The following is a 14,697-nucleotide window of genomic DNA, read 5'->3' on the forward strand; positions in this document are numbered from 1 at the left end:
GGAGCGCCTGAGCGAAGCCCGAAGGCCGGGACCTCAGCGCGCCGGCGTCGGCAGGCCCTCGTCACTGCGTGCCGCGAGGTCGCCGAGGGCCTGGGTGAAGCACTGCGCCGGGGGTGTCACGAGCCCCGCGCCGACCTGGCCCGTGCCCGCGACCCGCCCGGCCATGCCGGTGTTGATCTGGGGCAGGATGCCGGTCCGGGCCACCGCCGCGACGTCGATGCCGGTCGGGGTGCCGCGGAACTCGAGGATCGGCACCTGGTATGCCGTGTGCTCCCCCACCGTGATCTCGTACATCGTCTGCGTGGCCCGGAGCGCGAACGGCACGTCACCGCCGACGAACTTCACGATCGCCGGGGCCGCGGCCATCGCGAAGCCACCGATACCGGCCGTCTCGGTGATCGCCGAGTCGCCGATGTCGGGGTTGGCGTCGTCAGGACCGTAGGAGCCGAGGAAGAGTCCCTCGGGGGTGTTGGCCGGCCCGGTGAACCAGGCGTCGCCCGTGCCCGACACGCGGATGCCGAAGTCGGTGCCGTTGCGCGCCATGGTCGTCACGACCGAGGACCCCGGGATGCCATGGGCGGCAAGGGTGCTCAGCTTGCAGGCCGGCATGCCGAGGTTGAGGAAGAAGTGCTCGTTGGCACCCGAGAAGCGCACCGCCTCGGCCACGTCGGTCGAGGACGCGTCGGCCGTGATCATCGTCGGGAGCAGCTCGCGCAGCAGCATGAGCGAGCCGGCACGGTTGCGGTTGTGGCCCTCGTCGCCCATCTGGAGCATCTGGGCGATGATCGCCTTGATGTCGATCGACCCTTGCTGCTCGACGCGGGCCCGCACCGCCTGCTGGAGGATCGGGCCGAGCACGGTGTTCATCCACCGCAGCCGGTCGATGACCTCGGGCCCGTAGGCGCCGTAACGCAGCACCTTGCCGAGACCCTCGTTGAGCGAGCACCACGACGTGTTGTCGTGCACCTCGTCGCGCAGCTCGTAGACCCACATGGACGGGCTGATGACGCCGGCCATCGGTCCGACGGCGTCGCGGTGGTGGCACGGCTCGAGGGTGATGCCGTCACCCCTCTCCAGCTTGGCCTCGGCCTCCTCGGCGGTGTCGGCGAGGCCTTCGAAGAGCATGGCCCCGATGAGCGCGCCCTTGAGCGGCCCGGAGGCGCGGGCGAACTCGATCGGAGGACCCGCGTGCAGGAAGGTGCCGCGCTCCAGGCCGAGCGCCTCGTGTGCCGGTCGGACGTCGACGAGGTCGGCTCCGGCGGCGGTCATCCGGCGCAGCGCCTCGGCGTTGGCGGCTTCGCGCCGCGAGTCGGCGAGGACGCGACCGAGGTCGGCTGCGGTGCCTGCCATCGGCGGCTGCCACGCCGCCTCGGTGACCGGGACCGCCTGGGCACGAAGGGCGTCCGAGAAGAGCGACACGCCCGCCGCCGCGACGGAGACGTCGCGGCTGAGCAGTGCGTGGAGCGGCTCCCCGGCTGCGGCCGCCTGGGACCCGACCCCCGCCCAGTGGGCACTCTCCCCCGTCGAGTGGGCACTTCCACCCGTCGAGTGGGCACTTCCACCCGTCGACGGCGCGCTCACGTCGTGGCCGAGCAGGCGCAGGGCCGTGCGCGTGGCCGCGGCGTTCGACAGCTCGACGACGGCACCGGCCTCGACGAGCCGGGCGGCACTGGTCTGCAGTCCCTGCGGGTCGCCCTCGGTGCCGGTCAGGGACACGACGACGTCGAGGTGGCGACCGTCCGCCGCAGCGGTCGCGCGCGCCGACCGGATGGCGTCGGCGAGCTCGGGAGCCGGGTCGGCGTGCGCGCCGTGGCCGAGCACGAGGTCGAGCAGCAGCACGCCGCACGTCGGGTCGGCGGCCTCGGCGGCGATGCGCTCGAGGCGCAGCGACGGGTCGATCATCGGGTGGGCGCGGCCCTGGGTCATCGCGTCGTCGCCGAAGTCGATGACGACGTGCCCCGCGTCACGCAGGTCGGCGCCGAGGGCGAGCTCGGGCCGCAGCGGGATGTTGGAACGGATGCCACCGACGACCTCGCCGGCCACGAGCATGGCCTCGTCGGCGAGGGTGCCTCCGCAGAACAGACCGCGAAGCGAGCTGCCCTGCGCCGCAGTGGACTCCGTCGTCGAGGCAGGATCTGAGACCTGCTCGTCGAGGACGACGGGCCTCCACGACGGCCAGGGCTCGGGCACCTCGCGACCGGTGGCGGCCAGAACGGCCTCGACCGCGGACGTCAGGTCGGGGCGACCCGCCCCGAGCGTGGCCCAGTGGACCGGCTTGCCGAGGGTCGCGGCATACGCCTCGAGGTCGGCGAGCACCTCGGGAGCGGGCGGCTTGGAGACGACGACGATCGACGTCGTCTCGGGGTCGGCGGCGAGCGCTGCGAGCGCCTGCCGCGTCGAGCGGGCCGCGACGGCGGACGACAGGTCGCGCCCACCGACGCCGAGGCAGTGGCTGATCCCGACACCTGCGGCGTCGAGCAGGCACATGACCTGCTGCGCACCCGTGCCGGAGGCCGCGACGAGTCCGACCGAGCCCGCCTGCACGACGTTGGCGAAGCCGAGGGCCACCCCTGCGACGACGGCGGTGCCGCAGTCCGGACCCATGACGAGCACGTCGGCGGCCGCCGCGGCGTCCTTGAGGCGGACCTCGTCCTCGACGGAGACGTTGTCGGAGAAGACCATGACCGACACCCCGGCCCGGACGGCGTCGAGGGCCTCGGTGACGGCGTGCTCGCCGGGGACCGACACGAGGGCCAGGTCCGCCCCCGAGAGCCGGATCGCCCCGCCGAGGGTCCGCGCGGCAGGTGCCTCGCCTAGATCCCTGGAACCGCTTGCAGCAGAACGGGTCTGGGTGAGAGCAGACTCCAGGGCAGCCTGGCCGGCAGCGATGCCACCCTCGTCACCACGGATGGCGACGACGAGGTCGTTGGGCGCCGATGCCGGCACCTCGAACCCCATGCCACGGATGACCTCGAGGTTCAGCTCGGTCGCCATCGCGACCTGGGCGGCCTCGACGCCGGGGGCGGCGGCGACGGTGCGCGACACCTGCATCAGGGTCACGGAGTCGAGGTAGGCACCGGTTCTCAGCTCGACGTGGTCAGCCACGGTGGGCTCCTTCGTGGGGTTGTGGTCGGGTTCGGGAGGCGGACAGGTGGGCGTCGACCGCGCGCAGAGCGCCGCTGACGCCGGACAGCAGGTCGTGGCCGGAGGAGTGCCCGATGGCGAGCACCCGACCGACGAGGTAAGTGAGGTCGGTGAGGTCGGTGAGGTCGGCACGCTCGGCGCTCGCGGGCGCCCCGGACGCGACGGCGGCATCCCCCGACCCGGCCCCGACGACGAGGGTGACGAGGCGCGCGACCTCCGGCACGGCATACCCCGTCCCGGCGGCGACGAGGAGGGCGGCGGACAGGCTCGTCGTCAGCGGCAGCGCGCCGAGGACGGCCGTGCGCACCGACGAGAGGCCGCAGCGGGACTCGGGCAGGTCGATCGCGCCGAGGGTGAGGAGGACACCGCACAGCGCGTCGTCGCCGCTCGGGGTCAGACCGCGCCCGACGCCGACGAGGCCGCGGACGGCCGGGTCGACCGGTCGGCCCGCGAGCGCGGCCGCGGTGAGGTCCTGGGCGAGGTCGCCGAGGACCCCGGCGTCCGGGAGCACGCCCTCGGCGCCGGTCCTGCGCTGCGCAGGACGCACCCTGCCCGGCCGCAGCACCCGCGCGGCGACCACGTCGGCTCGCGGCAGGCGCACGCGGCCCCCTCCGACGACCACCTCGGCGCCGGGCTCCACGCCCCAGCGGACCTCGGTCGACGGGACGGCGAGCCGGATCCCGATGGGCAGCGCGACCGCGTCGGAGGCGAGCACGGCGAGGACCCGCTCGTGCGCGCCGAGGTCGAGGTAGAGGCACGTCGGGAACGCCGCCAGCACCCGGCAGCGCCGCGGCGCTCCCGCGACCTCGGCGGCGACGAGCGGCGACACGGCGCCCGGCAGCAGCGTCAGGTCGAGACCCTCGCCCATCCACACCTCCGCCGTCAGACCCGTGCGACCCGGGTGAGCCGTCAAGACCCGGGTGACCCGTGCCGCCCTGCCGTGACCCTGACCCTGACCGGAGCCGGGTCGGGCGCCCTCGGGGCCCGCGGACGCGGACCGTTGCGGTGACGCTACCGACGCTGGGTATGGTGCGCTCATGGTGAAAGTTGCCAACGATCCGCCCCTGCCCGAGGGTGACTTGCCAGCCGCGGGGCGCGTCGGCGACCCCGAGCCCGAGGTCTCGGGCATCTCCTTGCGGCTCATCGCGGGGCTCGCCGCCACGGCTCACGGAGTCGTCCGCGCCGACGCCTACCGGCTCGACGTCAGCGTCGACAGCACGACCCAGCTCCGGTCGGCCCTGCGGGACGCGGGCGCGGGCGCCCGCCTGACCCACCGTCTCGTCCTCGCCGACGCCGCGGCCCTGGCAGACCAGGACGGCGACCCGGCCACCCTCGGCGAGGTTGTGGCGCTGCTCGACACCGGCGGCGCCGCCGGTCTCGTCGTCTCGGGGCTCAGCGGCACCCCGCTCGCGGCCCTCGTGGCCGCAGCCGAGTCGACCGGCCTGCCGCTCATCGACGTGCCCCTCGACCACATCGCCACCTTCACCACCGAGGTGCTGAGCGCGATCCTCGAGCACCAGACGGCGATCCTGCGCCGGCTCGAGGACGCCGACCGCGCGCTCGTCCAGATCGTCCTCGCCGGCGGCTCCCTCGACGACCTCTGCGAGCAGGTCGTCGGCTTCCTCGACGGCGCCGCCATGGTGACCACGACCGACGGGCGCGTCATCGCGCGCGCCGGCTCGCAGCGCGAGCTCGACCACGCCTTGTCGCTCGAGTGCTTCGACCGCACCGGCCGCCTGCTCACCGAGGCCGAGCCGATGGGGCCGCGCCCCGACGGGCCGACGGCCAACCGCTCCGCCGTGCGCATCGTCGCCGGCCACCTCGACCACGGCGTGCTCATGGCGTTCTGCAGCCACCGGCACCTCACCGTCGACGACGTGCGCCTGCTCGAGCGCGCAGCCACCGTCGCCGCCCTCGCCATCACCAAGGACCAGGCGGTCTCGGCGGTCGAGAGCAAGTACCGCGCCGAGTTCCTCCGCGACGCCCTGGCCGGCCGGGCCGGCTCCCCCGCCGACGCCGTCGCCCACGCGAGCTCGCTCGGCTGGGACATCGACCGACCGATGGTCGTCGTCGTCGCCGAGACCGACGAGGACGACGACCGCTCGACCCGCGACGCCGACGAGGTGCGCTTCCTCCAGCAGCGCTTCGCCCGGGCCTGGACCCACGCCGTGGCGGTGCGTGACGCCCGTTCTCCCGTCATGGGATTCAGCCGCGAGGTCGTCGCGCTGATCGGCGTCCCGGCCGAGGCGGAGACCGAGCAGGTCATGCGCATCGTCGGCGAGTACGTCCGGGTCGTGCGCGGCGACGGTGGCGGTGGCCGCCGGTCCTTCTCCGCCGGGGTGTCGCGGCCGATCACGTCGCCGGCCGGCCTGCCCCATGCGTACGACGAGGCGCTCTCGGCCGTCACCGTCGGCCGGCAGATGCACGGCGACGGGGCCCTGACCCACGTCGACGGCCTCGGCATCTACCGCCTGCTGGCGCTCATCCCCGACGGCGCCGACCTGCGCCGTTTCGTCCACGAGTCGCTGCGCGAGCTGGCCACCGACGACTCACCCGAGTACGCCGGGCTGCGCCAGACCCTGAGCATCCTCATCGACACCAACATGAACGTCGCCGAGACCGCGCGGCTGCTCTTCTTCCACTACAACACGCTGCGCTACCGCATCGGCAAGCTCGAGAAGATCCTCGGCCCCTTCACGACCGACGCCGACCTGCGCCTGACGCTCGCCCTCGCGCTCAAGATCCACCAGATGCGCGGCATCTGACCGCGGCCCCACTCGTCGCGTATGCCGTGTCGCGCGGTTCCGGGGGAGGCCGGCACCACCGGTTCGGTCCGGCGAGTCGTGCCGGGTCCTCCGGCCGTTCACCCGTCCGAACACGGAACGCCCCCTCCGGTCCCCAGCCCCACGCCCGGCGGGGCGCGACGCCGGAGAGGGACCACACGGCATACGTCATCTCATGCCAGTGCGGCGCGGGCGGCGTGTATCAACGTTTGACGAACGCAATCCCCTGAGTGGGTAGTAGTTTTCGGCCATCCCGGAGTGGGACGTGACCCACATCACCGCATGGGGCAACCATAGGAGTCGGAATGGCTTTGGGCTTGGGCTGGAAACTGCACGGGGACGGCAAGACGATGGGCCCCGACGACGTCGTGGCTCCTTACGAACGGCTGTCGTGGGGCAAGACGGTCGGTCTCGGCGCGCAGCACGTCGTGGCGATGTTCGGGGCGACCTTCGTCTTCCCGCTGGTCATGGGTCTCAACCCCCAGCTCGCGATCATGATGAGCGGCATCGCGACGATCTGCTTCCTGCTGATCGTCAACGGAAAGGTCCCGAGCTACCTCGGCACGTCGGCGAGCTTCGTCGGTGCCGTGGCGGCCATCCGGGCGCAGGGCGGCACCTCCCAGGAGGTCACCGGCGCCATCCTCGTCGCCGGCGTCGTGCTCGCGCTCGTCGGCGTGGCGATCCACTTCGTCGGCTCGTCGGTGCTGCACAAGGTGCTGCCGCCGGTCGTGACGGGCGCCGTCGTCATGCTCATCGGCTTCAACCTCGCGCCGGTCGTCGCCAACATCTACTGGCCCCAGGACCAGTGGGTCGCGCTGCTCGTCATGACGTTCACCATCATCTGCGCGGTCGCCTTCAAGGGCTTCGCCTCGCGCATCGCGGTGTTCCTCGCGCTCATCTTCGGCTACGTCATCTCGTGGCTGTTCGACAAGATGTTCGGCCAGATCACCTCGTTCGACGCCGGTGCCGGCAAGGTCACGACGCACTTCCGCACGAACTTCGACAACCTCGCGGCCCAGCCGTGGTTCGGCCTGCCGCCGTCGACCGGCACGCTCGGCCCCGACGGCAAGGCCATGGTCGGCATCCACGCGCCGTCGTTCTCGGTCGCGGCGATCCTGCTCGTGCTCCCCGCTGTCATCGCGCTCATCGCCGAGAACACCGGTCACGTCAAGGCCGTCGCCGAGATGACCAAGACCAACCTCGACCCCTACATGGGTCGCGCCATCGCCGCCGACGGCATCGGCACGGTCATCGCGAGCTCGGTCGGTGGTTCGCCCACGACGACGTACGCCGAGAACATCGGCGTCATGGCCGCCACCCGCGTCTACTCGACGGCGGCCTACTACGTCGCCGCGATCGTCGCGATCGTCTTCGGCCTCTCCCCGAAGTTCGGGGCGCTCGTGGCCTCGGTGCCGGGTGGCGTCCTCGGCGGCATCACCGTCGTGCTCTACGGCATGATCGGCCTGCTCGGCGCGAAGATCTGGAAGGAGAACGGGGTCGACTTCGGCAACCCGATCAACCTCGTCCCGGTCGCAGCCGGCATCGTCATCGGCATCGGCAACGTGTCGCTCGTCTTCACCTCGGACTTCACGCTCGGCGGCATCGCGCTCGGCACGATCGTCGCCGTCGTCGCCTACCACGTGGCCCGCGCCCTCGCGCCGGCCGACCTGCGTGCCCGCGCCGACGCCGCAGGAGGCACGATGATCTCGCTGGGCGAACGGGAAGGGGACTACGGCGACGCCGACGGCATCGACGACCTCTACCAGGACCAGCCGGGCGGACCGGACCTGCGCCGCCGCTGACTCATCACCCAGCACCACCGCAGCACCGGCCCGTGGGCCTCCGATCTCGCATCGGGGGCCCACGGTCGTTCACGGCAGAAGTTGCCAAAAGCCCACGTGCAGCGATGCACAACGATCACTAGTCCCCACCGGGGGTCGGAAGGCAGGATCGGTTCGGTGAAGCCCGCCCCCTTCGAGCACCAAGCACCGCTCACCGTCGAGCAGGCCGTCTCCGTCCTCACCGAGGTCGGGTACGACGGCAAGGTCCTCGCCGGCGGTCAGAGCCTCATCCCCATCCTCAACATGCGCCTCGCCTCGCCGGGCCATCTCGTGGACATCAACCGCGTCGCCGGGCTCGACACCGTCGAGGTGACGCCGGACTCGGTCCGGGTGGGTGCCCTCGTGCGCCATGCCGGCCTCGAGCGCTCCGAGAGTGCGTATGCCGTGCTCCCCCTCCTGCGCCAGGCGCTCGTCAACGTCGCCCACCCCGCGATCCGCAACCGTGGCACGACCGTCGGCTCCATCGCGCACGCCGACGCGGCCGGCGAGATGCCGGCGATCCTCGCCCTCACCGACGGCGTCGTCGAGGTCGCGGGGCCGGCCGGCTCGCGCGAGATCGCCTGGTCGGACTTCTTCCTCGGAGCCCTCGAGACCTCGCTCGCCGCCGAGGAGCTCGCGGTGGCCGTGCGCTTCGGTCGCTTCCCCGACGGGACGGGCACGGCGTTCACCGAGGCCGCCAGACGGCACGGCGACTACGCCATGGCCGGTGTCGGGGTCGCCGTGACGCTCGCCGACGGGGTGGTCTCGGCCGCCCGCGCGTCGTTCGTGTCGGTAACGGACGTGCCCTCGGTCCTCGACCTCGCCCCGGCCCTCGGTGGCGTCGAGCCGGGCACGTCCGCGTGGGACTCGGCGCTCGACGATGCCGCCGAGGCGGTGCGCGGGCACGTCGAGCCCGAGGGCGACATCCACGCGAGCGCCGACTACCGCCGCATGCTCGTCACGGAGCTGACCCGCCGGGTCCTCCCCCAGGCCGCCGACCGCGCAGGAGCCAGCGATGACTGACACGACCAGCGAGACCCTCCACGACGTGACGGTCTCGGTCAACGGGGTGCGCCACTCGGCCACCGTGCCCGCGCGCCGCCTGCTGTCGGACTTCCTGCGCCACGACCTCGAGCTGACCGGCACCCACGTCGGCTGCGAGCACGGGGTCTGCGGTGCCTGCACCGTCCTCGTCGACGGCGCACCGATGCGCTCGTGCCTGATGTTCGCCGTCACCGCGCAGGACCACGCCATCACGACCGTCGAGGGCCTGTGCTCGGCGCCCGACGCCCGCGTCGCCCCGACCGGCGAGTCGATGAACCCGGTGCAGCAGGCGTTCGCCGAGTGCCACGGCCTCCAGTGCGGCTTCTGCACGCCGGGCTTCCTGACGACCGTCACGGCCTACCTCGACGAGAACCCGTCGCCGACGAGCGAGCAGGCGCGAGAGGCGATCTCGGGCAACCTGTGCCGCTGCACCGGCTACCAGAACATCGTCAAGAGCGTCTTGCGCGCCGCCGAGATCCGGGCCGAGCGGGCCGGTTCCGACGTCACGACCGAGGAGCAGGCATGACGACGCAGATGTTCGGCGCGCCGATCCGACGCAAGGAGGACCCGCGCCTCGTCACCGGCGGCGGGCGCTACCTCGACGACCTCGGGCACGACGCCCTCGCCGCCGCGTTCGTCCGCAGCCCGCACGCGCACGCCCGCATCGTCGACATCGACGCGTCCGAGGCCATCGAGGTCGAGGGCGTCGTCGGCATCTACGTCCACGAGGACCTCCCGGGTCGCGTCGGTGAGCCCCTGCCCCTGCTCATCCCCCACCCGACCCTGACCCACGGGCGCACCGGCTACGCCCTGGCCAAGGACGAGGTCAACCACGTCGGCGAACCGATCGTCATGGTCGTGGCCACCGACCGCTACATCGCCGAGGACGCCTGCCAGCGCATCAGGGTCACCTACGACACGCTGCCCGTCGTGGTCGGCATCGAGGCCGCGCGGTCCGGCGAGCTGCTCGTCCACGACGACGTGCCCGACAACGTCGCGGCCCACATGCTCCAGGAGGTCGGCGACGTCGACGCCGCGATGGCCGCAGCGCCGCACACGCTGACGCTCGACCTCGACATCGAGCGCAGCGCCTGCATGCCGATGGAGGGCAAGGGCGTCTACGCGCGCTGGGACCGCGACCGCGACGAGCTGCGCATGTACTCCTCGACCCAGACCTCGACCGGCGTGCGCGCGGCCGTCGCCGCCAAGCTCGGCCTGCCCCTGGCCAAGGTCGAGTGCATCGCCCCCGACGTGGGGGGAGGTTTCGGCGTCAAGATCGTCCACCCGTGGCCCGAGGAGGTCCTCGTCCCGTGGGCCGCGATCCTGCTCGGCCGTCCGGTCAAGTGGGCCGAGGACCGTCGCGAGCACTTCATCAGCGCCGCCCACGAGCGCGGCCAGCTCCAGCAGGTCACCGTCGGCTTCGACGACGAGGGCCACCTGCTCGCGCTCGACGTCAAGCTCTGGCACGACAACGGCGCCTACACCCCCTACGGCATCATCGTCCCGATCATCACCTCGACCCAGCTGCTCGGCCCCTACAAGCCGGGCACCTACCGGTGCGAGTTCTGGTCGCTCTACACCAACACCGTCCTCGTGACGCCCTATCGCGGCGCCGGCCGCCCGCAGGGCTGCTTCGCGATGGAGCGCACCATGGACGCGATCGCCGACGAGCTCGGCCTCGACCGCGCCGAGGTGCGCTCGCGCAACTTCATCCTCCCGGCCGAGATGCCGTGGGACCACGGGCTGCTCTTCCAGGACGGCCGTCCGCTCAAGTACGACTCGGGCGACTTCCCGGCCAGCCTCGCCAAGCTCAAGCAGCTCGTCGGCTGGGACGACTTCGCCGACTACCGCCGCCAGGCCGAGGCCGAGGGACGCAAGGTCGGGCTCGGGATCGGCTGCTACGTCGAGGGCACCGGCGTCGGGCCCTACGAGGGCGGCCACATCCAGATCGAGACGAGCGGTCGCGTCAACGTCTCGACGGGCCTGACCTCACAGGGCCAGGGGCACGAGACCGTCTTCGCGCAGATCGTCGCGCAGGAGCTCGGCGTGCGGATGGAGGACGTCTTCGTCACCACCGGCGACACCCGCAAGATGGCGTATGCCGTGGGCACGTTCGCGTCGCGCGCCGCGGTCATGAGCGGCAGCGCCATCGCCCTCGCCGCCCGCAACGTCCGGGCCAAGGCGCTGCGCATCGCCGCGGACGCCCTCGAGGTGTCGCCCGAGGACCTCGAGATCGTCGAGGGCACGGTGCGCGTCAAGGGCGCCCCCGCGACGTCGATGAGCCTCGGCACCGTGTCGGTCCTCTCGAACCCGCTGCGCTACGCCTTCGACGAGGCGGCCCAGGCCGCAACGCAGTTCGCCGGCACCTTCGACCCCGACAAGCCGCCGGTGGCCGACGACGAGGAGCCGGGACTCGAGGGCAAGGACTTCTACTCCCCCACCCAGGCGACCTTCGCCAACGGCATGCACGCGGCGATCGTCGAGACCGACCCCGTCACCGCCGAGATCAGGATCCTGCGCTACTGCGTCATCCACGACTGCGGCACCATGATCAACCCGATGATCGTCGAGGGCCAGGTCCACGGCGGCGTCGCCCAGGGCGTCGGTGGCGCGCTCTACGAGCGAATGGCCTACGACGAGTCGGGGCAGCTGCTCAACGCGAGCTTCATGGACTTCCTCATGCCCTACGCGTCCGAGGTGCCGACCATCGAGGCCGACCACCTCGAGACCCCGTCACCGCTGAACCCCTTGGGCATCAAGGGCGCCGGCGAGGCGGGGTGCATCCCGGTGTCGGCCGTCATCGCGTCGGCCATCGAGGACGCCGAGGGCTTCCCGATCACGCGGATGCCGATCTCGCCCTACGACCTCTGGGAGCTGCGCCGCCGCCACGCGGACGGCGAGATCCCCAGCCTGCACCGCCTCTCCCGCACGTCATCGAAGGAGCCGACCGCATGAAGATCACCGGATCCGCCACCCTCGCGGCCGACCCGCAGCAGGTGTGGGACGCCTTCCACGACCCGGCCGTGCTCGCGCGCTGCCTGCCGGGCTGCGAGCGCCTCACCGAGCTCGGCCCCGACCACTACGCCATGACCGTCACGGCGGGTGTCGCCGCCATCAAGGGCACCTACGACGGCGAGGTGTCGCTGCGCGACCCGCAGCACCCCGGCTCGTTCACGATGAAGGCCTCCGGTGCGGGAGCGCCGGGGACCGTCGACGCCGACGTCGTCGTGCGGCTCGCGCCGTCGAGCGCCGGTGGCACCGACCTCACCTACGACGCCGACGCCTCCGTGGGCGGCGTCATCGGCGGCGTCGGCCAGCGGATGCTCGCCGGCGTCACGAAGAAGATGGCGGGCCAGTTCTTCTCGGCCGTCGACGCCGACATCTCCGGTGTCCGCGTCGCAGCCCCGAGCGCTCCGGCCGGCGTCACGCCGACGGCAGCACCCGGCATACCCGGTCAGGTGCCCGCACCCGGCACCCCGGTGTCGTATGCCGGCCGGCCGGCCCCCACCGGCGCGTTCGCCGGGCGTGAGTACGCCCTCGGGGTCGTCACCGGCGGGGTCGTCGCGCTCGTCGGGGTCGTCGTCGGCTGGGCCATCGGACGGAAGGGCTGACGATGCGTGCCTTCACCGCCGCGGCCGTCCAGGTCGCCCCCGTCCCGGCCCCGCTGAGCGCCGAGACGATCCGCACCAACCTCGAGACGTGCGTCGAGATGACGCGCCGCTGCGTCGAGGCCACCGGCGCCGAGCTCGTCGTCCTGCCCGAGACGGCGAGCACCGGCTTCACCCCGGGATGCTCCAAGGAGGAGCTCTGGGACCTCGTCACCGAGCTGCCGGGCGCGATGATCGAGCCGATCCAGGCCGTCGCGCGCGAGCTCGGAGTCCACGTCTGCTTCGGCACCTACGAGCGCGGCCCGGAGCGCGGCGTCGTCTACAACTCGTCGGTGCTCGTCGGACCGTCGGGCGACCTGCTCGGGACCTACCGCAAGACCCACCCGTTCTGCTCCGAGATCGTCACCGGCGGCGGGTGGGTCACGCCCGGCGACACGGTCACGGTGTGCGACACCGAGCTCGGCCGCATCGGCATGATCATCTGCTTCGACGGCGACTACCCCGAGCTGTCGCGCATCCAGGCCGTGCAGGGCGCCGAGGTGATCTGCCGCCCGTCGGCGCTGCTGCGCTCCGCCGACATCTGGGACCTCACGTCGCGGGCGCGGGCCTACGACAACCACGTCTACGTCATCGGCGCCAACGCCGTGGGGACCGACCCGGCCGGCGTGCTCTACTTCGGCAACTCGCACATCGTGACGCCGATCGGGCACATCGTGGCCAAGGCCGCGACGCATCCCGGCTGGGTCACCGCTCGGCTCGACCCGGCCGAGGCGCTGTCGTCGCTGACTCCGGGCTCGAACGTCGGCCAGGCCTTCGACCACCTGCGCGACCGCAATCTCGACCTCATCCGCAACCACCGTGCCGAGCTCGAGGGCGCCGCGGAGACGTCGTTCCCGCACGCGCCGATCCACCGCGGCGACGCCGGCTGACGCTCCGGGCTGCGCCGCCGACCGACGACCGTTGGTCGACCTCCCGTGTCGTCGGCGGCGCGTCGGCCGGCGTGTCCCGGCACGCGTCGCACCAACGGTCGTCCGTCGGCGTCCCGGCTCAGCGCGGCGACCCGGGCACGGCCATGCCGCCTCAGCCGCCACCGGCCTCGAAGCGCCGGAGCAGCTCCCGGATCGCGGCCATCTCCTCGTCGAGGGCCCGACGTCCGGAGCGCGTGATGGTGACCCAGGTGCGCGGCCGCTTGCCCGCATAGCCCTTCTCGACGTGGACGAGCCCGCTGCCGGCGAGGACCTCGATGTGGCGGCCGAGGTTGCCGTCGGTGAGCTGGAGCAGCTTCTTGAGGTAGGTGAAGTCGGCCTTCTCCGTCTCGGCCAGCACGGCGAGGATGCCGAGGCGGGCCTTCTGGTGCACGACGTCGTCGAGCCCGCTCGTCGGGTGCGGCTCGGCGGCGTCAGGCGCCGGTGGAGGCGTCGCGGCCGTCACGGGGACGGCGCCGGCGTGGTCGGCGTGGCCGGAGGAGCGATGGCTCGGGAGCGGTGGGCACGCCATCCGACGACGAACATCGCGACACCGAGGATGACCTGGGCCGCGGTGTCACCCTTGCCGCCGACCGCGCTGACGACGTCGGTGGAGGCGCCGAGCAGGCCGAGCAGGTCGTAGAGGCGGTTGGCGAAGACGAAGAGGCCGGCCATGACCGTCACGACGCCGAAGGCCAGGATCCACAGGGCGAGCCGCAGGTTGTGCCGCCGCCACGCGATGAGCAGCAGCGCCACCGCGATGAAGGCGCTCGGGGCGAGGAAGGTGAGGATCGTGAGCGGCGGCCACATCGGCAGGAGCAGACCGCTGTAGGCGAACAGGACGTAGACGCCGACGGCACCGGCGATCCAGGCCCCGGCACCCGACCCCACGCCGTGCCGGCGGCTGCGCCAACCGAACCAGACCCCGATGACGAGCAGTCCCACGGCGCCGACGGTGCCCCAGTAGCGGTCGACGAAGCTCGTGAAGGCCAGCTCGTCGGGAGTGGCGCTGCGGCTCTCGCCGGGGCCGAGGTCGTGGAACTCCACCCACTGCCCGATCTCGTTGAGCACGGCGGCCCCGACCGTCAACGGACCGAGCACGAGGAGCGGGATCGCGACCCCCTGCTGGTCGGCGCGCGCCGTGCGTCGCACCTGCTCGGTGCGCGAGAGCAGCTCCCGGGCCTCGTCGGGGTCCAGTCGGGGTGTGCTGCTCGTCGGGTCCGGCTGGTTCGTCTCGTTCACGGCTGCCTCCTCGGTGGGAGCCCCCTGGCATCCCGTGCGAGCACTCTGCATTGCAGAGTAGTCACGTGTCAAGAGTTCTCGGCCCTCGCGA

At 72.4% G+C, this 14,697-nt stretch carries 11 protein-coding genes; 7 read left to right on the top strand and 4 right to left on the bottom strand.

Going from position 1 to position 14,697, the window contains the following annotated elements:
* Window positions 1-33: 33 nt before the first annotated feature.
* Both TAE01_RS07585 and TAE01_RS07590 read right to left on the bottom strand, forming a co-directional pair.
* Window positions 34-3,105, bottom strand: coding sequence for a bifunctional FdrA/YlbE family protein (locus TAE01_RS07585; RefSeq protein WP_147065037.1), 3,072 nt, complete (start codon window positions 3,103-3,105; stop codon window positions 34-36).
* The gene (locus TAE01_RS07590; protein ID WP_147065039.1) at window positions 3,098-4,012 is read right to left on the bottom strand and encodes an oxamate carbamoyltransferase subunit AllH family protein; all 915 of its coding nucleotides are present in this window, start codon (window positions 4,010-4,012) and stop codon (window positions 3,098-3,100) included. The genes TAE01_RS07585 and TAE01_RS07590 overlap by 8 nt, the downstream gene beginning before the upstream one ends.
* A gap of 169 nt (window positions 4,013-4,181) precedes the next feature.
* On the opposite strand from TAE01_RS07590, the gene TAE01_RS07595 reads away from it, so the two are divergent.
* The 7 genes from TAE01_RS07595 (at window position 4,182) to TAE01_RS07625 (ending at window position 13,328) form a co-directional block, all read left to right on the top strand.
* Window positions 4,182-5,909: a helix-turn-helix domain-containing protein gene (locus TAE01_RS07595; RefSeq protein WP_246111208.1), complete on the top strand. Its 1,728-nt coding sequence runs from the start codon at window positions 4,182-4,184 to the stop codon at window positions 5,907-5,909.
* Window positions 5,910-6,232: 323 nt separating this feature from the next.
* On the top strand, window positions 6,233-7,729 hold the full coding sequence (locus TAE01_RS07600) for a uracil-xanthine permease family protein (RefSeq protein WP_147065041.1): 1,497 nt from the start codon (window positions 6,233-6,235) through the stop codon (window positions 7,727-7,729).
* A 156-nt stretch (window positions 7,730-7,885) separates the two neighbouring features.
* A complete protein-coding gene (locus tag TAE01_RS07605) occupies window positions 7,886-8,770 on the top strand; it encodes an FAD binding domain-containing protein (protein ID WP_147065043.1) in 885 nt (294 codons plus the stop codon).
* Window positions 8,763-9,317 carry a (2Fe-2S)-binding protein gene (locus TAE01_RS07610; protein ID WP_147065045.1) on the top strand — a complete coding sequence of 185 codons (555 nt, stop codon included), beginning with the start codon at window positions 8,763-8,765 and terminating at the stop codon, window positions 9,315-9,317. The genes TAE01_RS07605 and TAE01_RS07610 overlap by 8 nt, the downstream gene beginning before the upstream one ends.
* Entirely contained in the window at window positions 9,314-11,746 is a 2,433-nt protein-coding gene (gene cutA / locus TAE01_RS07615; protein ID WP_147065047.1) for an aerobic carbon-monoxide dehydrogenase large subunit, read from the top strand. Before TAE01_RS07610 ends, cutA begins: the two co-directional genes overlap by 4 nt.
* Window positions 11,743-12,402 carry an SRPBCC family protein gene (locus TAE01_RS07620; RefSeq protein WP_147065049.1) on the top strand — a complete coding sequence of 220 codons (660 nt, stop codon included), beginning with the start codon at window positions 11,743-11,745 and terminating at the stop codon, window positions 12,400-12,402. Before cutA ends, TAE01_RS07620 begins: the two co-directional genes overlap by 4 nt.
* Window positions 12,403-12,404: 2 nt before the next feature.
* Window positions 12,405-13,328, top strand: coding sequence for a carbon-nitrogen hydrolase family protein (locus TAE01_RS07625; protein ID WP_147065051.1), 924 nt, complete (start codon window positions 12,405-12,407; stop codon window positions 13,326-13,328).
* Between the two features lie 151 nt (window positions 13,329-13,479).
* Here TAE01_RS07625 and TAE01_RS07630 read toward each other — a convergent pair whose 3' ends face one another.
* On the bottom strand, window positions 13,480-13,830 hold the full coding sequence (locus TAE01_RS07630; RefSeq protein WP_246111209.1) for a winged helix-turn-helix domain-containing protein: 351 nt from the start codon (window positions 13,828-13,830) through the stop codon (window positions 13,480-13,482).
* A complete protein-coding gene (locus TAE01_RS07635) occupies window positions 13,827-14,606 on the bottom strand; it encodes a hypothetical protein (RefSeq protein WP_147065056.1) in 780 nt (259 codons plus the stop codon). Before TAE01_RS07635 ends, TAE01_RS07630 begins: the two co-directional genes overlap by 4 nt.
* Window positions 14,607-14,697 lie beyond the last annotated feature (91 nt).

Origin of the sequence: Terrabacter aerolatus, assembly GCF_007991735.1 — a bacterium.
Taxonomy (GTDB): domain Bacteria; phylum Actinomycetota; class Actinomycetes; order Actinomycetales; family Dermatophilaceae; genus Terrabacter; species Terrabacter aerolatus.

Excerpts from the sequence above, each read along its gene's own strand:
- TAE01_RS07590 (WP_147065039.1), bottom strand. The coding sequence starts at position 4,012 with ATGGGCGAGGGTCTCGACCTGACGCTGCTGCCGGGCGCCGTGTCGCCG.
- TAE01_RS07595 (WP_246111208.1), top strand. The coding sequence starts at position 4,182 with ATGGTGAAAGTTGCCAACGATCCGCCCCTGCCCGAGGGTGACTTGCCA.
- TAE01_RS07600 (WP_147065041.1), top strand. The coding sequence starts at position 6,233 with ATGGCTTTGGGCTTGGGCTGGAAACTGCACGGGGACGGCAAGACGATG.
- TAE01_RS07610 (WP_147065045.1), top strand. The coding sequence starts at position 8,763 with ATGACTGACACGACCAGCGAGACCCTCCACGACGTGACGGTCTCGGTC.
- cutA (WP_147065047.1), top strand. The coding sequence starts at position 9,314 with ATGACGACGCAGATGTTCGGCGCGCCGATCCGACGCAAGGAGGACCCG.
- TAE01_RS07620 (WP_147065049.1), top strand. The coding sequence starts at position 11,743 with ATGAAGATCACCGGATCCGCCACCCTCGCGGCCGACCCGCAGCAGGTG.
- TAE01_RS07625 (WP_147065051.1), top strand. The coding sequence starts at position 12,405 with ATGCGTGCCTTCACCGCCGCGGCCGTCCAGGTCGCCCCCGTCCCGGCC.